Annotated in this window: 23 protein-coding genes; 2 read left to right on the plus strand and 21 right to left on the minus strand. The window is 68.9% G+C overall.

Annotated elements, in window-relative coordinates; genetic code table 11:
* Positions 1–6 precede the first annotated feature (6 nt).
* The 6 genes from M3190_RS10315 to rpsB all read right to left on the minus strand — a co-directional run bounded on the left by M3190_RS10315 (position 7) and on the right by rpsB (position 4,782).
* Positions 7–564, minus strand: coding sequence for a DivIVA domain-containing protein (locus M3190_RS10315; RefSeq protein WP_251581004.1), 558 nt, complete (start codon positions 562–564; stop codon positions 7–9).
* On the minus strand, positions 561–1,481 hold the full coding sequence (locus M3190_RS10320) for a phosphatidate cytidylyltransferase (protein ID WP_251581006.1): 921 nt from the start codon (positions 1,479–1,481) through the stop codon (positions 561–563). Before M3190_RS10320 ends, M3190_RS10315 begins: the two co-directional genes overlap by 4 nt.
* A 118-nt stretch (positions 1,482–1,599) precedes the next feature.
* A complete protein-coding gene (frr, locus tag M3190_RS10325; protein WP_251581008.1) occupies positions 1,600–2,154 on the minus strand; it encodes a ribosome recycling factor in 555 nt (184 codons plus the stop codon).
* Between the two features lie 55 nt (positions 2,155–2,209).
* Positions 2,210–2,929: a UMP kinase gene (pyrH, locus tag M3190_RS10330; RefSeq protein ID WP_251581010.1), complete on the minus strand. Its 720-nt coding sequence runs from the start codon at positions 2,927–2,929 to the stop codon at positions 2,210–2,212.
* An 86-nt stretch (positions 2,930–3,015) separates the two neighbouring features.
* Positions 3,016–3,843 (minus strand): translation elongation factor Ts, encoded by an 828-nt coding sequence (gene tsf / locus M3190_RS10335; RefSeq protein WP_251581012.1) that lies wholly within the window; start codon positions 3,841–3,843, stop codon positions 3,016–3,018.
* Positions 3,844–3,921: 78 nt separating this feature from the next.
* On the minus strand, positions 3,922–4,782 hold the full coding sequence (gene rpsB, locus M3190_RS10340) for a 30S ribosomal protein S2 (protein ID WP_251581015.1): 861 nt from the start codon (positions 4,780–4,782) through the stop codon (positions 3,922–3,924).
* A 287-nt stretch (positions 4,783–5,069) separates the two neighbouring features.
* On the opposite strand from rpsB, the gene M3190_RS10345 reads away from it, so the two are divergent.
* On the plus strand, positions 5,070–5,567 hold the full coding sequence (locus M3190_RS10345; protein WP_251581017.1) for a murein hydrolase activator EnvC family protein: 498 nt from the start codon (positions 5,070–5,072) through the stop codon (positions 5,565–5,567).
* A gap of 12 nt (positions 5,568–5,579) precedes the next feature.
* Here M3190_RS10345 and M3190_RS10350 read toward each other — a convergent pair whose 3' ends face one another.
* From M3190_RS10350 to rpsP, 13 genes are all read right to left on the minus strand, one after another.
* Complete coding sequence (locus tag M3190_RS10350; RefSeq protein WP_251581019.1) at positions 5,580–6,479, minus strand: tyrosine recombinase; 900 nt, start codon at positions 6,477–6,479, stop codon at positions 5,580–5,582.
* A 67-nt stretch (positions 6,480–6,546) separates the two neighbouring features.
* Positions 6,547–7,716, minus strand: coding sequence for a DNA-processing protein DprA (gene dprA / locus M3190_RS10355; protein WP_251581021.1), 1,170 nt, complete (start codon positions 7,714–7,716; stop codon positions 6,547–6,549).
* Positions 7,710–9,236 carry a YifB family Mg chelatase-like AAA ATPase gene (locus tag M3190_RS10360; protein WP_251581023.1) on the minus strand — a complete coding sequence of 509 codons (1,527 nt, stop codon included), beginning with the start codon at positions 9,234–9,236 and terminating at the stop codon, positions 7,710–7,712. The genes dprA and M3190_RS10360 overlap by 7 nt, the downstream gene beginning before the upstream one ends.
* A complete protein-coding gene (locus M3190_RS10365; RefSeq protein WP_251581025.1) occupies positions 9,233–9,595 on the minus strand; it encodes a YraN family protein in 363 nt (120 codons plus the stop codon). Before M3190_RS10365 ends, M3190_RS10360 begins: the two co-directional genes overlap by 4 nt.
* 90 nt (positions 9,596–9,685) lie before the next feature.
* Positions 9,686–10,009 (minus strand): DUF2469 family protein, encoded by a 324-nt coding sequence (locus M3190_RS10370; RefSeq protein ID WP_036309185.1) that lies wholly within the window; start codon positions 10,007–10,009, stop codon positions 9,686–9,688.
* Positions 10,010–10,048: 39 nt separating this feature from the next.
* Positions 10,049–10,708, minus strand: coding sequence for a ribonuclease HII (locus tag M3190_RS10375; protein ID WP_251581027.1), 660 nt, complete (start codon positions 10,706–10,708; stop codon positions 10,049–10,051).
* Positions 10,708–11,445: a signal peptidase I gene (gene lepB / locus M3190_RS10380; protein WP_251581029.1), complete on the minus strand. Its 738-nt coding sequence runs from the start codon at positions 11,443–11,445 to the stop codon at positions 10,708–10,710. The genes M3190_RS10375 and lepB overlap by 1 nt, the downstream gene beginning before the upstream one ends.
* 134 nt (positions 11,446–11,579) lie before the next feature.
* Entirely contained in the window at positions 11,580–11,927 is a 348-nt protein-coding gene (rplS, locus tag M3190_RS10385; RefSeq protein ID WP_064002469.1) for a 50S ribosomal protein L19, read from the minus strand.
* Between the two features lie 173 nt (positions 11,928–12,100).
* Positions 12,101–12,559 (minus strand): MFS transporter permease, encoded by a 459-nt coding sequence (locus M3190_RS10390; protein ID WP_251581031.1) that lies wholly within the window; start codon positions 12,557–12,559, stop codon positions 12,101–12,103.
* A gap of 48 nt (positions 12,560–12,607) precedes the next feature.
* Positions 12,608–13,315, minus strand: coding sequence for a tRNA (guanosine(37)-N1)-methyltransferase TrmD (gene trmD / locus M3190_RS10395; protein ID WP_251581033.1), 708 nt, complete (start codon positions 13,313–13,315; stop codon positions 12,608–12,610).
* A 1-nt stretch (position 13,316) separates the two neighbouring features.
* Positions 13,317–13,919 (minus strand): ribosome maturation factor RimM, encoded by a 603-nt coding sequence (gene rimM / locus M3190_RS10400; RefSeq protein WP_251581035.1) that lies wholly within the window; start codon positions 13,917–13,919, stop codon positions 13,317–13,319.
* Position 13,920: 1 nt separating this feature from the next.
* Positions 13,921–14,151: an RNA-binding protein gene (locus M3190_RS10405; protein WP_251581037.1), complete on the minus strand. Its 231-nt coding sequence runs from the start codon at positions 14,149–14,151 to the stop codon at positions 13,921–13,923.
* A 4-nt stretch (positions 14,152–14,155) separates the two neighbouring features.
* Positions 14,156–14,569, minus strand: coding sequence for a 30S ribosomal protein S16 (rpsP, locus tag M3190_RS10410; RefSeq protein WP_251581039.1), 414 nt, complete (start codon positions 14,567–14,569; stop codon positions 14,156–14,158).
* A gap of 186 nt (positions 14,570–14,755) precedes the next feature.
* Between rpsP and M3190_RS10415 the strand changes: the two genes are divergently transcribed.
* A complete protein-coding gene (locus M3190_RS10415) occupies positions 14,756–15,913 on the plus strand; it encodes a glutamate--cysteine ligase (protein WP_251581046.1) in 1,158 nt (385 codons plus the stop codon).
* A 4-nt stretch (positions 15,914–15,917) separates the two neighbouring features.
* On the opposite strand, the gene ffh is transcribed toward M3190_RS10415, so the two are convergent.
* The gene (gene ffh / locus M3190_RS10420) at positions 15,918–17,468 is read right to left on the minus strand and encodes a signal recognition particle protein (protein WP_251581061.1); all 1,551 of its coding nucleotides are present in this window, start codon (positions 17,466–17,468) and stop codon (positions 15,918–15,920) included.
* A gap of 12 nt (positions 17,469–17,480) precedes the next feature.
* Positions 17,481–18,059 (minus strand): TetR/AcrR family transcriptional regulator, encoded by a 579-nt coding sequence (locus tag M3190_RS10425; protein WP_251581063.1) that lies wholly within the window; start codon positions 18,057–18,059, stop codon positions 17,481–17,483.
* Between the last annotated feature and the right edge of the window lie 34 nt (positions 18,060–18,093).

Raw genomic sequence — 18,093 nt, forward strand, 5'->3', positions numbered from 1 at the left:
ACGCCGTCATCCGACGGACTGCATGACGTCGACGACGGCGTCGAGGACGGCGTCCACCTGCGCCTCGTCGTATCCGCGGAGCTGCATGCGGAACGCAACGGAACGGACCTGCTCGATCGTGAGGCCCTCCCCCGATTCGAGGTAGCGGGCGATCCTGCCCGCGACCAGGTCGACCTCGTCGACGCGATAACCGAAGCGGAGCGGCGAGACCCGACGGAAACGGTGACGCGGCTTCCGGGACAGGCGATCGAGGATCTCCTGCGCCAGCGCCCGGGACGCGCCCACCCACGCGCGAGCGCCGCGCTGCGTCATGGCCGCCACTCGCTCGCGCTGCGCGAACGCGTCCTCGATCCGCGCTAGGGCGGCATCGACCGCCTCGATCGCGTAACCGTCCCTCACGAGGGGGAACGCGACGGCGCGGACATCGCCCGAAGTGAGCGACGCATCGTCGGACTCGAAAGCCGTCCGGGCCGATGCGAGGAAGTCGTCGACCGCACGGGGAGCATACCCCTTGCGTCGTCCGGCGGTCCTCGGGAAGGCGGCGGGTGAGGTCAGGTCGGTCATGCCAGTCCGCTCAAGGGGGTCAGGAGGATGTACAGGGCCAGACCCGGGACGAGCGAGGGGAGGATCGAGTCGAGGCGGTCGAGCACTCCCCCATGACCGGGCAGGAAGGAGCTCATGTCCTTGATTCCGAGATCGCGCTTGATGAGGGACTCGCCGAGATCGCCCACGGTCGCCGAGACGAGGATCGCGAGGCCCAGCACCAGACCCGCCCACAGCGGGATCTGCAGCATGAGGACGCCGAGCAGACCACCGGCGACGAGGCTGACGACGACGGCCCCGGCGAAACCCTCCCAGGTCTTGTTGGGGCTGATGCGCGGCGCCATCGGATGCCGACCGAAGGCGACCCCGCTGGCGTAAGCGCCGGTGTCCACCGAGACGGCGATGATCAGGACGGCGAGCAACCACAGCTCACCGTGGTCCTGGCGCAGGATGACCAGGGCGAGACTCCCGTGGAAGACGACGTAGACCTGGACGAGTCCGCTCGCCAGGACGTCGGTGACGACGTCGCCGTAGCGGCGGCCGTCTCCGGCGGCCATCTGGGCGATGAGACGCCACACCACGACGAGGACCACGGCGGCAAAAAGCACGAACCACTGGGTCAGGTATCCGACGAACGCGGCACTGAGGACCAGCGCACCGCCGACGAGCTGCGGCGCGAGATCGACTCTGCGACCCGACGCCTGCAGCGCGCGGGTGAACTCGAAGGCGCCGAGAAGACACAACGGCACCGCGAACGCGATGAACGCCCACTTCCAGAACAGGAGCGAACCGAGCACGATAGCGCCGATGCCGAGGCCGATGAGTGTCGCCATGATGAGGTTGCGGCCCGACCGCGCATTGATGCGGTCGTTGGCCTCCTCGAACTCGACCCGGGCGCGCTCGATCTGACTCTCGAACTCGCTCCGCGCAGCTCTCACATGGGACTGGAATGAGGACGGGTCGCCCGAGACCTGGCTCCCACGCCTCAGATCGGATCGGCTCGGGGGCGTATCCGGTCCGACCGCGCTCCCCGATGCGTCTTCGGACATGGCGCTGTCAGACCTCGAGGAGTTCTGCCTCTTTGCGCTTCAACGCGTCGTCGATCAGCTCGACGTGCGTCTTGGTCACCGCGTCGAGCTCCTTCTCGGCCCGAGCGAGGTCGTCATCGCTCACCTCGCCCTTGAGTGCGTCGAGCTCGTCCTTCGACTTACGACGGATGCCGCGGACGTGCACCTTCGCGTCCTCCGCCTTGCTCTTGACGAGCTTGACGTACTCCTTGCGGCGGTCGGCGGTGAGCTCGGGCATCGTCACGCGGACGATGTTCCCGTCGTTCGTGGGATTCGCGCCGAGGTTCGGCATGTCCCGCACCGCCTGCTCGATCGCCTTCAGCGCCGACTTGTCGTACGGCGTGATGACCAGCGTGCGCGCCTCCGGCGCGTTGAGCGAGGCGAGCTGTGCGAGCGGGGTGGGCGTGCCGTAGTACTCGACCTGGACCTTCTGGAAGAGCTGCGGGTTCGCCCGTCCGGTGCGGACGGTCGAGAAGTCCTCCTTGGCGGCCTCGACGGCGCGGTCCATACGGGTCTTCGTGTCGGCCAGGATGTCGGCGATCACGGTCTCTCCATTCGTCGGTACGTCCGATCCAGTCTAGTCGGCGGCGCCCCCTGCCTCAGACGCTGACGAGGGTGCCGATCGATTCTCCGAGGAGCGCGCGGGTCACGTTGCCACCGGGCTCCATGCCGAACACCCGCATACCCATGCCGTTGTCCATGCACAGGCTGAACGCCGTCGAATCGACGACCTTCAAACCGCGCTGCAGCGCGTCCCGATAGGTGATCGTGTCGAGCTTCTCTGCGGAGGCATCCGTCCTCGGGTCGGCCGTGTACACACCGTCCACCCCGTTCTTGGCCACGAGGACCTCGACCGCACCGATCTCGAGCGCGCGCTGCGCAGCCACCGTGTCGGTCGAGAAGTACGGCAGACCGGCGCCGGCACCGAAGATCACGACGCGTCCCTTCTCGAGGTGACGCTCCGCTCGACGCGGGATGTACGGCTCAGCGACCTGGGTCATGGAGATCGCGGACTGCACGCGGGTGGCAGCCCCGGCCTGCTCGAGGAAGTCCTGGAGGGCGAGGGCGTTCATGACGGTGCCGAGCATGCCCATGTAGTCGGCGCGTCCGCGGTCCATGCCGCGCTGGCTCAGTTCGGCGCCCCGGAAGAAGTTGCCACCGCCGACGACGACGGCGACCTCGACCCGGTCCACGGCCGCGGCGATCTCCTGGGCGATCTGGCTGACGACATCGGGATTGACGCCCAGCTGACCTGCGCCGAACGCCTCGCCGGACAGTTTCAGGAGGACGCGGCGGCGTCCGGTGTTCTCGTCGATCACGCGGGATTCCTCTCGTCTAGGGGAGACTATCGAACGGCATGGAAAAGGGGTTCGCATCGTGTGATGCGAACCCCTCTCTCATGTGCTTACGCGCCGACCTTGAAGCGGGCGAAGCCGGTGACCGTGATCCCGGCGTCGGACGCGACCTTCGCGACGGACAGCTTGTTGTCCTTGGCGTAATCCTGGTCGAGCAGGGCGACCTGCTTGAAGAACGCGTTCACGCGACCCTCGACGATCTTCGGGAGGGCAGCCTCGGGCTTGCCCTCGTTCCGGGAGATCTCCGTGACGATCTCGCGCTCCTTCTCGACATCCGCCTCGGGCACCTCGTCGCGCGACAGGTACGTCGGGTTCGCGAACGAGATGTGCTGCGCGATCGAACGAGCGGTCTCGGCGTCGTCGCCCGAATAGCCGACGACCACGCCGACCTGCGGCGGCAGGTCCTTGCTGGTCTTGTGGAGGTAGACCTGGAAGGCGTCGCCGGAGAGCGTGCGCACGCGGCGCAGCTCGACCTTCTCGCCGATGATCGCGGCCTCGTCCGAGATGAGGTCGGCGACGCTCTTGCCACCGGCGTCGGCCGCGAGAGCCTCCTCGGCGGAATCGGCGCCTGCGGCAGCGGCCGCGTCGAGGACCTTCTCGGACAGGGCGATGAACCGGTCGTTCTTGGCGACGAAGTCGGTCTCGGTGTTCAGCTCGATGAGCGTGACCTTGCCGTCCTGCTCCTTCGCGGCGACGAGGCCCTCGCTCGTCGAGCGGTCGGCACGCTTCGCGTTGCCCTTCGCGCCCTTGAGACGGAGGATCTCGACGGCCTTCTCGAGGTCGCCGTCGGCCTCCTCGAGCGCCTTCTTCGTGTCGACCATTCCCGTGCCGAGCTGCTCGCGCAGCGCCTTGATGTCGGCGATGGTGAAGTTTGCCATGGGTGGCGGCTCCTCAGTAGTTGGGGGTGTGTTTCGAGTCGCCTGAGCCCCGCGGGTGGCGGGGCTCAGGCGGGACGATCACTCGGCGGACTTCGCCTCGGTGGTCTCCTCAGCGGCGGGAGCCTCGGCGGTCTCCTCGGCCGCGGGGGCCTCGGCCGGAGCCTCAGCCTGCTCGGCCGGGGCGGACTCGAGCAGCTCGCGCTCCCAGTCGGCCAGCGGCTCGGCCTCGGCCGACTCGTCGGTCGGGTTGTGACGCTGGATGAGACCCTCGGCGGCGGCGTCGGCGATGATGCGCGTCAGCAGGCTGACCGAGCGGATCGCGTCGTCGTTGCCCGGGATCGGGAACTGGAACTCGTCGGGGTCGGCGTTCGTGTCGAGGATGCCGATGACGGGGATGCCGAGCTTCTTGGCCTCGTCGATGGCGAGGTGCTCGCGCTTGGCGTCGACGACCCAGATGGCCGACGGCGTCTTCTGCAGGTTGCGGATACCGCCGAGCGACTTGTGCAGCTTGTCGAGCTCGCGCTTCTTGAGGAGGAGCTCCTTCTTGGTGAAGCCGCTCTCGGCCGGGTTCTCGAAGTCGAGCTCCTCGAGCTCCTTCATGCGCGCGAGGCGCTTGGAGACCGTCGAGAAGTTGGTGAGGAGGCCACCCAGCCAGCGCTGGTTGACGAAGGGCTGACCGACACGGGTGGCCTGCTCGGCGATGATCTCCTGCGCCTGCTTCTTGGTGCCGACGAAGAGGATCGTGCCGCCGTGGGCGACCGTCTCACGCACGTACTCGTACGCCTTGTCGATGTACCCGAGCGACTGCTGCAGGTCGATGATGTGGATGCCGCTGCGCTCGGTGAGGATGAAGCGCTTGACCTTCGGGTTCCACCGGCGGGTCTGGTGTCCGAAGTGAACGCCGCTGTCGAGCAGCTGGCGAATGGTGACGACGGCCATGGCCGTTCTCCTGTTCGTTGTGGTTGATCGCGCCGGACGGATGGTCGCGGCGAGCCTGGCGCCCGGCACGCACCCGCTCCCGGAGGAGACCGTTGGGTGGGATGCCGCGATGTCGATCGACGGTGTCGGACCGAGCCGCTGTGGGCACGCGTAGTCACCCCGACGAGCGGGGTGCTCCACCAGCATAGCAACAACGCGGCTTCCTCCCCCGCCGTCTCCGCCCCGGATATATCCCCACCCGTTCTGCACGCCCACCTCTCCGCGTCACCGCGGATCATGATGGCGCCATGACCTGGTCTCGCCGGATGATGCTGACCGTCGCCGCCGTGATGACGGTGATCTCGCTGACACCGGTCCGCGTCGATGCGGCGACGGACGGTCGCCCGGAGTGGCGTCTTCCCGCGGCAGGGGCGAACGTGATCGCCCCTTTCGAGGCGCCGGCGCACGACTACGCCGCCGGGCACCGCGGCATCGACGTCGGACCCGTCGACGGCGTCGTCCTCGCGCCTGCAGCCGGGGTCGTCACCTTCGCAGGCACCGTCGTCGATCGCGGTGTCGTCACGATCGACCACGGTGCCGGCTGGGTGACGAGCGTCGAGCCGGTCATGGCGTCGATCGCCGTCGGCGATGTCGTGCAAGCGGGAGAGGAAGTCGGCTCTCTCGCCACGGGAGGGCACGCGACGCCGGGGACACTGCACGTCGGAGTGAGGCTGAACGGCGAGTACGTCAACCCGCTGCTGCTTCTCGGCCGGGTTCCGCGGGCGGTCCTGTTGCCCTGCTGCTGATGTCCCCGAAGCTCAGGCCCGGGGGTGGGCCAGTCGGTAGGCGGCGGTGAGGCGCTCCGTGGAGACGTGCGTGTAGATCTGCGTCGTCCCGAGGCTCGCGTGGCCGAGCATCTCCTGCACGGCACGGAGGTCGGCTCCCCCGTCGAGCAGGTGCGTCGCCGCGGAATGGCGGAGGGCGTGGGGACCGACGGCATCCGTTCCGATCACCGGGCCGATGGCCCGTCGAACGATGTCGTACGCCGTTCGGACGCCGAGGCGCCCCCCGCGGGCGCCGAGGAACAGCGCCGACGTGTCGCCTCCGCGCAGCAGGGCCGGCCGGCCGCGGACCACCCAGGCGTCCACCGCCTGCGCAGCAGGCGCGCCGTAGGGCACCACGCGTTCCTTCGCCCCCTTCCCGAAGACGCGCACGGTCGCCGTCGTCCGATCGAGGGAGTCGACGTCGAGTCCACACGCCTCGGAGACGCGCAGCGCGGCGCCGTAGAGCAGCTCGAGCAGGGCGGCGTCGCGGAGCGCGATCGGATCCCCGGTGTCATCGGCGTCGGTCCGTCGGGCGTCGAGAACAGTGCCGAGAGCCGGCGCAGCCGCGATGGTCGGGAGTGTCCGGCCGCGTTTGGGCGTCACGAGCCGGAGCGTGGGGTCGTCCGTGCGAAGACCTTCCACGGATGACCAGCCGAAGAAGCCGCGCACCGACGCGGTGCGGCGTGCGAGGCTCGCCCGGGAGATCCCGCGCTGCGTGGCTGACCAGAGCCACTCGCGGAGATGCTCGACGTCCACCTCCGCCACATCGGGGTCCGCCGTCGAGGCGACGAGGTCGGAGAGGTCGGCACGGTACGCGCGCACCGTCGCGGGTGACAGTCGGCGCACTTTGGCCACGTGCTCGGTGTAGCGCTCCACCGCGTCGGACATCCTCATGCGTCAAGGATGCCCCTCGCGGGGCTGCCCGGCCCCGAGGCGTGCGGAGGAACGGGGCGGACGCCGGTCAGCGCGCCGTCGAGCCGCGTCGCCATCCGTCCGGTCCGCGGTATGCGCGACCCTCGAGTTCGAGGAGCGCCAGCATCCCGCGGGCCTCGGCGGGGGCGAACCCCGCGCGGCGCGCGACGTCGTCCGCCGATCGCGGACTGCGCGGACTCAGGGCGTCCAGGATCCGGGTGGTGTCATCGACACGATCCGATGTCGACCGGTAGTCGGGCCCCTCACCGCCCAGCAGCTCCCGCACCTCATCGGCAGAAGTGACGCACCGCGCGTCGTACTCACGCAGGAGCCGGTGGCATCCGGCGGATGCGGCGCACGTGACGGGACCGGGGACGGCACCGAGGGGCCGCCCGAGCGCCGCCGCATGTCCCGCGGTGTTGAGAGATCCGCTGCGCCACCCTGCTTCGACCACCACCGTCGCGCCGGACAGCGCCGCGATGAGACGGTTGCGCTGCAGGAACCGCCACTTCGTCGGCGCGGTCCCGCAGGGGACTTCGGCGACCACGACGCCGGGACCCTGGGCGATCCTGGCGAGAAGTTCCGCGTGACCCGCCGGGTAGGCCCGATCGACACCTCCCGCGAGGACCGCGACGGTCACGCCGCCCGCAGAGAGGGACGCGCGGTGAGCGATTCCGTCGATGCCGTACGCGCCGCCGGAGACGATGGTCACGCCGGTGCGAGCGAGCTGGGTCGCCAGATCGGCGGTGACATGCTCCCCGTAGGACGTGGAGGCTCGCGCCCCGACCAGGGCGACCGCCGGCCGTCCACCGCCGAGGGCGTCGAGGTCGCCCCGCGTCCAGATCGCGCGCGGCCCATGGACGCCGAGACCGTCGACGGTCGACGGCCATTCGCTGGTGCCGGGCACGATCAGCCGCGCCTGCACACGCCTCGCGCGATCCACGGCGTCGTCGATGGTGTCGGCCCTGGCCTGCCATCTTCTGCGTCCCGCTTCGAGTGCCGCCGATGTGCTGCCTCCCGCCCCGCGGGCGACCTCCAGCGCGTGGACGGGACCGAGTTCGGCGATGAGGGAGCCGGCCACTCCGTCCCCTGGCTCGGTGAGACACGACCACACCGCATGCGCGTGATGCACGGCGAGGGAATCCGCATCCGACAGGACGTCATCGGGAACGAGACCCGCCAGCCGCTCCCGTTGCCGCGCGACGCCGACCGTCAGCACGACGACGTCCCGCGCTTGAGGAACAACGCTCCGCCGATGTCGGCGCTCTCAGGTCGATTCCTCGCCGCGAGATCGGCCAGCGTCCACGCGACGCGGAGGACCCGGTCGTATCCGCGGAGGGTGAGCGCCCCGCGATGCAGCGCGTCGTCGAGCGGTCGGGTCGTCTGGGGCTCGAGACGGAGCGGCCCTGATCGCAGCCACGATCCGTCCACCTCGCCGTTCGTGGTCCAGGGAGTCTCGGTGAGCCTGCGCCGGGCTCGTTCACGCGCATCCGCGACACGCTCGCGTGCCGCGGCACTCGTGACCCCGGGTAACACGCCCTGCGTCGCCGAGACGCGCTGCAGACCGAGCTCGATGTCGATGCGATCGATCAGCGGACCCGACAGCCGCCCGAGGTAGCGGCGGATGGCGAGGGACGGGCAGGCGCATGCGCCGCCGGGGACGCCGTAGTTCCCGCACGGACACGGGTTGGTCGCGACGACGAGCTGGAAGCGCGCCGGGAGGACGGCGCGGAACCCCACCCGGTGGATCTCGATCCGCCCCGACTCGAGCGGCTGCCGCAGCGCGTCGAGGGCATGCCCGCTGAACTCTCCCGCCTCGTCGAGGAAGAGGACACCGCCGCTCGCCCGAGCGATGGCGCCCGGCTGCAGGACGCGGCTTCCACCGCCGACCAAGGCGACTGCGGAGGCGGTGTGGTGCGGCGCTTCGAAGGGCGGCCGCCGCTGGAGCGTCGTCACCGGGAGGCCGGCCAATGATCGGATCGACGCGACCTGCAGCGCTGTCGGGTCGTCCAGATCGGGAAGCAACCCGGGAAGGCGTCGGGCGAGCATCGTCTTGCCCGCGCCAGGTGGGCCGCTCATGAGGAGATGGTGACCGCCGGCCGCCGCGACGATCAGCGCCTCCACCGCGTCGCTCTGTCCGATCACGTCCGCCAGGTCGGGCGTGTCCTCGGCCTCCCCCGAGCCGGTCACGGGCGCGGGGACGGGCTCGGTGACGACGTCCGGGACATCGAGCCCATGCGCGCGGGCGACATCGCGCAGACTGATCGCACCTCTCACCTCGATGCCCTCGACCAGCTCGGCTTCGGGGAGGTTCCCGTGGGGCACGATGACCCGGCGGAAGCCCGCCCGAGCCGCCGCGACGACGGCCGGCAGCACGCCGACGACCGGACGCAGCCTGCCGTCCAGCCCCAGCTCCCCCAGGTGCACCGTCTCCGCCAGCGACTGCCGGTCCAGAGGAGCCTCCGTCGCGACAGCTGCGATGGCCACGGCGACATCCAGAGCCGAACCGCGCTTGGGGAGGTTCGCCGGGGAGAGATTGACCGTCACATGGCGGCGCGGCAGGGGAAGGTCGCTGTTGGCGCAGGCGTTGTGGACACGCTGCTGCGCCTCACCGATCGCCTTGTCGGCGAGCCCGATGATCGAGAACCCGGGGATCTGGTTGGACAGGTCGGCCTCCACCTCGACGATGTCGCCCACCAGTCCGGTGAGGACGACGGACCATGTGCGGCCGAGGCTCATCGCAGATCCTCGAGGTGCTCGAGCACCGCGGTGTCGGGGTCCGCGCCCGTGATCCCGATGACGTCGAGCCGAAGGCGACGGCCGCGCGCGGCGTCCGGATGAGCGACGATCCAGGCTGCGGCCAATCGCCACAGCCGGTCGCGCTTGCGCGCGTGGACCGCGGAGAACGGATGCCCGAACCACTCTCCTCGGCGGGTCTTGACCTCCACGACCACCAGCTCGTCGCCTCGCGCGGCGACGATGTCGATCTCACCGCTGTGCGTACGCCAGTTCCGGTCGAGGATGCGATAGCCGCTGTGTCGGAGATGCCTCTCGGCACGCTCCTCACCGGCGCGGCCGAGGTCGTCTTTCGCTGCCATGGACCCACTGTCCGAGGCGCGTGCGGTTCAGCACCCGCGCGAGCGGCGTCCCGTGGAGAAGAGGCAGCTGCCGCGGTCTGGGGAGAAGGCTCAGCCGTCGAGCGAGAGCTCTTCCGGCAACTGGAAGTCGCGTCGCTGCAGCTCCTCCACGTTGACGTCCTTGAACGTGAGCACACGGACCGACTTCACGAAGCGGTCTGCGCGGTAGATGTCCCACACCCAGACGTCGTTCATCGAGATCTCGAAGTAGAAGTCGTGCTCGGTGTCCCGACGTACGACGTTCACCTCGTTGGCGAGGTAGAACCGACGCTCCGTCTCGATCACGTACTGGAACTGGCCGACGACATCGCGGTACTCCTTGTACAGGGCCAGCTCGAGTTCGCGGTCGTAGTCCTCGAAGACTTCGTCATCCATGGTGACTCCATCCTAGGCGGGCAGCTGCCGCCCTCGGACCTAGAAGAGGGTGGGCGCAGCGGCGATCGCCCACGACGCACGATGATGCCCGCTGAGACCGTGCTCCTCGATCGCCACCCGATGCTCCGCGCTCGCGTACCCCTTGTTCCGGACCCATCCGTAGATCGGGGCCTCCGCGTCCAGGGTGGTCATGTGCTCGTCTCGCGCGACTTTCGCGATGACGGATGCTGCCGACGCCGACGCGCAGTCCCGGTCGGCTTTGATGATCGGGAGCACTCCGCGGCCGACGGGCGCGACCGGGGTGATGTAGTCGTGATTGCCGTCCAGGACGACGAGCGCGTCGGAGATGTCGATGCCCTGTGTGCGGAGGCCCTCGATGGCGCGAGCCGCGGCCAGACCCAGGGCCCGCATGATCCCCACCTGATCGATCTCGGCCGCTGATGCCCACCCCACAGCGTGTGCCGGGACCCACGCGCGGGCGCGTTCGGCGATCCCCGCACGGCGCGGTTCGACGATCAGCTTGGAGTCCCGCAGGCCCTCGGGCACGCGACGCCGGCTGAAGGCGGCATCCGCTGCCACCGCGCCGACGGCGACGGGGCCGGCCAGAGATCCCCGCCCGACCTCGTCGCACGCGATGATCAGGGGGTGCTCGCGGAGCAGCCTCCGCTCGACGGAGAGCGTCGGAGCGACCACCGCCATCACGGCGCCGGCACCCCGCGGAAGACGTCGTGATGCGAGTCGATCACACCGAACCGATCGAACGGCCAGGTGATGAGGAAGGCGCGCCCGACGATGTTGTCCGTGGGCACGAAACCGTGACCGGGCTGCTCCTGCTGATAGCGCGAGTCCTGCGAATTGTCCCGATTGTCGCCGAGCACCCAGATCGACCCGTCGGGAACCGTGACGTCGTAATCGAACTCGTCGGGCGCCGACTGGGAGGGTCCCAGGTCCAGATAGGGGGTCTCGTCGATCGGCACGTCGTTCACCGTCACCTGCCCGAGCGCGTTGCAGCAGACGACGTGGTCACCCGGCAGGCCGATGATGCGTTTGATGAGGTGATCGTCGCTGTCCGACGCCGTGAGTCCGACGAGCGACCCCAGCCAATCGAGGGCCGCCGTCAGAGGAGGCTGCGGCGGCTCATACGTGGTCGGAAGCCAGCCACCCGGATCCCGGAACACGACGACGTCACCTCGCTCGTAACCGTTGAAGCGCGGAGTCAGCTCGTCGACCAGGATCCGATCGCCCTCCAGCAGCGTGCGCTCCATCGATCCCGACGGGATGTAGAAGGACCTCACGAGGAATGTCTTCACGAGGAACGACACCAGCACTGCGACCAGCAGGATCACGAGGACGTCCCGGATGAAGGGCCAGGGCCCGCGTCGGGGTCGGGAACGCGCGTCGCTGCCGAGCGTCGGCGACGAAGAGTCGGTCGTCATGCTGTCCTTCACCGGTGCCGGGGTTCGGCGACCATCCACCAGCGTCGCACATCGCGCGCGTGCGGAGCATCGAAACGCCCGGGAACGACGGATGCCCCGGGACCGGGTCCCGGGGCATCCGTCGAGGAGCGCGATCAGTTGTCGCGCTTCTCCTTGATCTTGGCCTTCTTGCCGCGCAGCTCGCGCAGGTAGTAGAGCTTCGCACGACGGACGTCACCACGCGTGACGACCTCGATGTGGTCGATCACCGGGCTGTGGACCGGGAAGGTCCGCTCGACGCCCACCTGGAAGCTGATCTTGCGGACGGTGAAGGTCTCGCGCACGCCGTCGCCCGAGCGACCGATGACGACACCCTGGAAGACCTGGATACGCGAGCGGTTGCCTTCGGTGATGTTGACGTGCACCTTGACGGTGTCGCCGGCGTTGAAGACGGGGATGTCCGAACGCAGCGAGGCTGCGTCGACGGAGTCGAGGATCTGCATGATCGTCACTTCCTGCGACCGCCTCAGGTCGATCGCGAGAGTAAGAGGAGAAAAGGATGCGGTGCCGGTCGGATCCGATGAGGTTCCGAACTCCCCCGAGGCAGAGAACTGTCACGGCACAAAGGGTCATTCTGCCATGGATGCCGACCCCGGCCAAACCGCGCTCTACCGACTCACGTGAGCGGGTCGCGGTGCTCCTCGACCACGACGACCCTGTCGGGCGTCTGCGCCGGCGCCGTGTACCTCCGGAGGATCACGGACGGGCGCGCCTCCTGGAACAGCTGCCGGAGGGAGAGCCAGAAGACGGCGAGGTAGACCAGCGTCGCTGCGATGAGCAGCGGCCAGAACCAGACCTCCGAGAAGAAGCCGACGGCGATCGTCAGGATGTGCCACACGCCCACTCCGGCGACGTCCCACCACGAGACCGTCCGGGTGTGCCGCACGGTGCCCCGCGAGCGGATCAGCAGCGTCAGGATGAGCTGGCCGATGAGCACGGATGGGATCGCCATGATCAGGACCCAGGCGAGGGCCCAGCCACCGGCATCCGACACGATCCACCCGACGACCAGCCACAGCGGGAGAACCACCGCACTCGGCAGGAGCCAGAAGAAGAATCCGCGACGCAGAGCCATCTTCTGATGCTACGCCGCCCCGCGCCCGAGGGAATCGGCGTCAGCGGATCAGTCGCTGAGCAGGTCCGGTCGTCGTAGACGCGTCCGCTCGATCTGCTGCTCGCGCCGCCACTGCGCGACGCGTCCATGGTGACCGCTCAGGAGCACATCGGGGACGTCGTGGCCGCGCCAGGATGCCGGCTTGGTATAGGACGGGTACTCGAGGAGGCCGTCCTCGTGTGACTCCTCGACGAGACTCTCCGGGTTGCCCACGACGCCGGGAACAAGGCGTCCGACGGCTTCGATCATGGCCATCGCGGCGACCTCGCCGCCGTTCAGCACGTAGTCGCCGAGACTCACCAGTCGGACGCGCCCGAGGGTCGAGGCGTACGCAAAGACTCGCTCGTCGATGCCTTCGTAACGCCCGCACCCGAAGACGATGTGCCGCTCCGTGCTCCACTCGCGTGCAAGGGACTGCGTGAACCGCTCCCCCGCGGGCGACGGGAAGACGAAGAGTGGACCCGACTCCGCATCCGTTCCGTCTTCGCCGTCTGCGGCGATGGTGTCGAGGACCCGGCCCCAGGGTTCGGGTTTCATGACCATTCCCGCGCCCCCACCGTAGGGGGTGTCGTCGACGGTCCGGTGTCGATCGGTCGTGTGATCGCGCAGGTCGTGGACGCGGATGTCCAGCAGACCCGCGCCTCGAGCGCGGCCCAGGAGCGAGACTTCGAGGACGTCGAAGAAGGCCGGGAAGATCGTGACGACGTCGATGCGCACGTCAGGACCCGGAAGCGCCCTCGTCGCCGTCCTCCGGACGAGCGTCCTCCTCGGCGGGGAGGTCTTCGAACAGGCCGGCGGGAGGAGTGACGACGAGTCGGCCGGCCGCCATGTCGACCTCGGGGACGATGGCCTTGACGAAGGGAACCAGGACCTCGCGGTCCTCCCCCGTCAGCTGCACGCCCAGCAGATCCTGTGCAGGGAAGTGATCCACGCGGGTGACGCGCCCGATCACACCCCCGTCACGGACCACGTCGAGGCCCACCAACTGATGGTCGTACCAGGCGTCATCCTCGACGACCGGTTCGGTGGCATCCTGATCGATCCAGAGGATCGCGCGGACGATGGACTCGGCAGCCGTGCGGTCGTCGATCCCCTCCAGGAAGACGACCGGGTGCGAATTCATCCATTTGAACTCGCGGACCGTGACGGTCTTACCGTGCCAGGGCGATGACTCCGGCACCTGCAGAGTGAACTCCGCGCCCGGCGTGAAGCGTCCGTCCGGATCGTCCGTGTAGAGCTCGAGCTTGAGGGCGCCCTTGAGACCGTGCGCTTTGACCAGGCGTCCGACGCGGAGCTGCGTGCGGGCCGACTTCGCGGACACGTCAGTCGTCCGAGACGTCAACGCGGACGCGCTTACCGTCGGCCAGAGCAGAGATGAGGGTGCGCAGGGCCTTCGCCGTGCGTCCGCCGCGCCCGATCACACGACCCCGGTCATCGGGGTGCACACGCACCTCCAGCACCTCGCCGCGGGGCGACGTGCTGGAGGCGATGGCGACGTCGTCCGGGTGATCGACGATCCCCTTGACGATGTGCTCGAGCGCGGCGGCCAGCAAGGTCTTACTCGGACTCGGTCGCGTCGTCGGCGGCCTCGGCCTCGGCGGCGGGCGCCTCGGCCTTCTTCTCCGCCTTCGGCTTGATGACCGACTTCTTGGACGAGTCGAACTCGAACGGCGCCTTCGGCTCGGCCGTCTTCACGGTCGAGACGGCGTCCTTGTCACCCTTGAACTTGCCCCAGTCGCCGGTCAGCTTGAGGATGGCGGCGACCTGCTCGGTCGGCTGAGCACCGACGCAGAGCCAGTACTGCGCGCGCTCCGAGTCGACCTCGATGAACGAGGGCTGCTCGGTCGGGTGGTACTTGCCGATCTCCTCGATGACGCGACCGTCGCGCTTGGTGCGCGAGTCGGCGACGACGATGCGGTAGTAGGGCGCACGGATCTTGCCGAGACGCTTCAGACGGATCTTGACAGCCACAATTCTCCTGAATGGTGTTGCGAATGATGATGAACGTCGCCTGGAGCGTGGGGTGCACACCCGGCGGGAGCTCTGCGGTGGACCTCCGAGCCGGATAGAGGGTCGGGCAAGGCGGTCCAACCGTCCATTCTGCCAGATGCGGGAGGATGCCGCGAACCGCCGAACGGGCGTGACACACTGGGCCGCATGACGGTGACCTTCGCCACATCCGCTCGTTCGACCGTGGGGATCGAGTGGGAGCTCATGCTGGCGGATCGTTCGACCGGCGACCTCGTCCCGGCCGCACCGAGCATCCTCGACCGGATCGAGGACCAGACGCGCCATGAACGACACACCGTGACCGGCGAACTGCTCACCAACACCATCGAGGTCACCAGCGGCGTCGGCGACACCGTCGCTGCGGCGGTCGACGACGTCGCCGATGCGATCGACCTCATCCGAACGGTGACGGATGCTCGCGATATCGAACTCCTGTGCGCCGGGAGCCACCCCTTCGCCCGGTGGTACGACCAGCAGGTGACCGACAAGACGCGCTACCACACGCTCATCGAGCGGACGCAGTGGTGGGGGCGGAACATGATGATCTGGGGCATCCACGTCCACGTGGGCGTCGAGGACGTCTCCAAAGTGTTCCCGTTGATCAACGCGCTCTCGGCTTACCTCCCCCACCTGCAGGCGTTGTCCGCGTCGAGCCCGTTCTGGGCGGGGGAACGCACCGGGTATGCATCCAATCGCGCCCTCGTCTTCCAACAGCTCCCCACGGCCGGGCTTCCATGGCGGCTCGAGTCCTGGTCGGAGTACGAGGCGTACCTGGATGACATGGTCCGCACCGGCGTCATGGCGGATGCCACCGAGGTCCGGTGGGACATCCGACCTGCGCCGCGGTGGGGCACCATCGAGATCCGCGCCTGCGACGGCATGTCGACCCTGCCCGAGCTCGCGGCCGTCGCCGCACTCGTCCAGGTGCTGGCCGAGCACTTCTCCCGCATGCTCGACGAGGGCCGACCGCTTCCCACCATCCAGCCGTGGTTCGTGCGGGAGAACAAATGGCGGGCCGCTCGGTACGGCCTGGACACCGAGATCATCGTGGATCGCGACGGACGGCAGCGCCCGGTCGCGGATCACCTCCGCGAGATCACCGAAGCGCTCTCCCCCATCGCGGCGGAGCTGCACTGCGCGAAGGAGTTCGCCGGCGTGGCCCAGATCCTCGATCAGGGGGCGAGCTACGAACGCCAGATCCGCGTCGCGGATGCCGCCGACGGAGACCTCCGCGAGGTCGTCCACCACCTCATCCGCGAGTTCCGAGCCGGACCGACACTGCGGGAGTTCGTGTCGGTCGGCTGATTCCTCAGCCCTTCCCGAAGAGCTTCTGGATCTCGGTGAGGTCGGCCTCCGTCGGCTGCGGCGCACCGCCCAGCCCGAAGCCCGACCCCGAAGGAGCCGAGTTCGCCGCCGCGAGCCCCGCGTTCTCCGCGGCGCGCTTGGCAGGGTTCCCCGATCGGGACCCGCCGCTGCTCTTCTGCTTCTTGCCGCGCTTGCTCGAGGCGCCGGGCTTGCCGCCGATCGCACCCATGCCCGGCATCGAAGGCACGCCGCCCCGCGCCACCGTCTTCATCATCTTCGCCGCCTGGTCGAACCGCTGCACCAACTGGTTGACGTCGGTGACCGTCATGCCCGAGCCGCGCGCGATCCGGAGTCGGCGGGATCCGTTGAGGACCTTCGGATTGCGACGCTCCCCGGGGGTCATGGAACGGATGATCGCCTCGGTGCGATCGATCTCGCGCTCGTCGAAGCTCTCGATTTGCTGCTTCATCTGCCCCATACCGGGCAGCATCCCCAGCATCTTCTTCATCGAGCCCATCTTGCGGACCTGCTGCAGCTGCTCGAGGAAGTCCTCGAGGGTGAACTGCTCGGTCGCGAGCTTCTGCGCGACGCGCTGCGCCTCCTCCTCGTCGAACGCCTGCTGCGCCTGCTCGATGAGGGTGAGGATGTCGCCGAGGTCGAGGATGCGACTCGCCATCCGGTCGGGGTGGAAGGCCTCCAGGTCGTCGAGGCCCTCGCCGGTCGAGGCGAAGATGATGGGACGGCCCGTCACCGATGCCACCGACAACGCGGCACCACCGCGCGCGTCTCCGTCGAGCTTGGACAGCACGACACCGGTGAAGTCGACGCCGTCCTGGAACGCCTTCGCCGTGTTGACGGCGTCCTGACCGATCATCGCGTCGATGACGAAGAGCACCTCGTCCGGATCGGTCACCTTGCGGATGTTCGCGGCCTGCTTCATGAGCTCCGCATCCACGCCGAGGCGACCCGCGGTGTCGATGATGACGGTGTCGTACTGCTGCCGGCGGGCGTACTCGACTCCCTCGCGAGCGACCTTCACCGGGTCGCCGACGCCGTTCCCCGGCTCCGGCGCGTAGATCGCCGCTCCGGCGCGTTCCGCCACGACCGTGAGCTGGTTGACGGCGTTGGGCCGCTGCAGGTCGCAAGCGACGAGGAGGGGGGTGTGTCCGTCCTTCTCGAGCTGCTTCGCGAGCTTGCCGGCGAAGGTGGTCTTTCCCGAGCCCTGAAGTCCCGCGAGCATGATGACGGTGGGCGGCTGCTTAGCGAACTGCAGACGCCGCTGCTGGCCGCCCAGGATCGCGACGAGCTCCTCGTTGACGATCTGCACGACCTGCTGCGCGGGGTTGAGCGCGCGATTCACTTCGTCACCGAGAGCGCGCTCGCGCACCTTGCCGGTGAAGTCCTTGACGACCTGGAGCGCGACGTCCGCGTCGAGGAGAGCCCGTCGGATCTCCCGCACGGTTCCGTCGATGTCGGCAGGCGAGAGCTTGCCCTTCGTGCGGAGGTTGCGGAAGGTCTCGGTGAGACGATCTGAGAGCGTGCCGAAGGTAGCCATGATGGCTCGAGTTTAGTCGAGACCGCGCGCGGTCCCGCCGTCGGCGGGGAGGGTGACCGCGGCGACCCGCAGCGCGCCGTCGAGCTCATCCGACAGCGGTCGTCGACCGGGCCCGCCCCGAGCCCATCGCTCGATCGCGATCATCACGGCCGCAGCGTGGGCGGCTCCCGCCACTGCAGCCCGGACGGGCGCGACTCCGGCCCGCTGGAGGGACACGTCGACGGCCTGCGCGATGCGCGCCTGACGCACCGCCGCCGCGCGCTCGAGCTCGTCCTCCACCCCCATCGCTTCGGCGTGGACCAGCGCCAGCGCCAGACTGTCCGGCGTGAGGCCTGAGCAGAGCTCCGCCACCCCGCGAACGGGATCCGCGAGCGGCACCTGCGCGCGGAGGCGTTCGATCCTCTCATCGAGGGACGACCAGAGGATCGCTTCCTTCGACTCGAAGTAGTTGAAGAAGCTGGACCGGCTGACGCCCGCGCGTCCCGCGATATCGGTGACGGATGTCGCGTGGTACCCGCGCTCGAGGAAGAGTTCGCACGCAGCCTCGGAGAGCACCTCCCGCGAGGACGCGCGGGGACGGCCGGTCGTCATGCGGAGATCCTATCCTCGGCGTATTGTTGCACGG

This window comes from Microbacterium oleivorans (assembly GCF_023715745.1).
In the GTDB taxonomy this organism is placed as follows: domain Bacteria; phylum Actinomycetota; class Actinomycetes; order Actinomycetales; family Microbacteriaceae; genus Microbacterium; species Microbacterium oleivorans_D.

Coding starts and splice junctions, on each gene's coding strand:
- M3190_RS10360 (WP_251581023.1), bottom strand. CDS start 9,236: ATGAGCCTCGGCCGCACATGGTCCGTCGTCCTCACCGGACTGGTGGGC.
- M3190_RS10425 (WP_251581063.1), bottom strand. CDS start 18,059: ATGACGACCGGCCGTCCCCGCGCGTCCTCGCGGGAGGTGCTCTCCGAG.
- M3190_RS10370 (WP_036309185.1), bottom strand. CDS start 10,009: ATGGATGACGAAGTCTTCGAGGACTACGACCGCGAACTCGAGCTGGCC.
- ffh (WP_251581061.1), bottom strand. CDS start 17,468: ATGGCTACCTTCGGCACGCTCTCAGATCGTCTCACCGAGACCTTCCGC.
- rpsB (WP_251581015.1), bottom strand. CDS start 4,782: ATGGCCGTCGTCACCATTCGCCAGCTGCTCGACAGCGGCGTTCACTTC.
- M3190_RS10345 (WP_251581017.1), top strand. CDS start 5,070: ATGACCTGGTCTCGCCGGATGATGCTGACCGTCGCCGCCGTGATGACG.
- M3190_RS10415 (WP_251581046.1), top strand. CDS start 14,756: ATGACGGTGACCTTCGCCACATCCGCTCGTTCGACCGTGGGGATCGAG.
- rplS (WP_064002469.1), bottom strand. CDS start 11,927: ATGCAGATCCTCGACTCCGTCGACGCAGCCTCGCTGCGTTCGGACATC.
- M3190_RS10375 (WP_251581027.1), bottom strand. CDS start 10,708: ATGGCGGTGGTCGCTCCGACGCTCTCCGTCGAGCGGAGGCTGCTCCGC.
- tsf (WP_251581012.1), bottom strand. CDS start 3,843: ATGGCAAACTTCACCATCGCCGACATCAAGGCGCTGCGCGAGCAGCTC.
- lepB (WP_251581029.1), bottom strand. CDS start 11,445: ATGACGACCGACTCTTCGTCGCCGACGCTCGGCAGCGACGCGCGTTCC.
- M3190_RS10365 (WP_251581025.1), bottom strand. CDS start 9,595: ATGGCAGCGAAAGACGACCTCGGCCGCGCCGGTGAGGAGCGTGCCGAG.
- M3190_RS10315 (WP_251581004.1), bottom strand. CDS start 564: ATGACCGACCTGACCTCACCCGCCGCCTTCCCGAGGACCGCCGGACGA.
- M3190_RS10390 (WP_251581031.1), bottom strand. CDS start 12,559: ATGGCTCTGCGTCGCGGATTCTTCTTCTGGCTCCTGCCGAGTGCGGTG.
- M3190_RS10350 (WP_251581019.1), bottom strand. CDS start 6,479: ATGAGGATGTCCGACGCGGTGGAGCGCTACACCGAGCACGTGGCCAAA.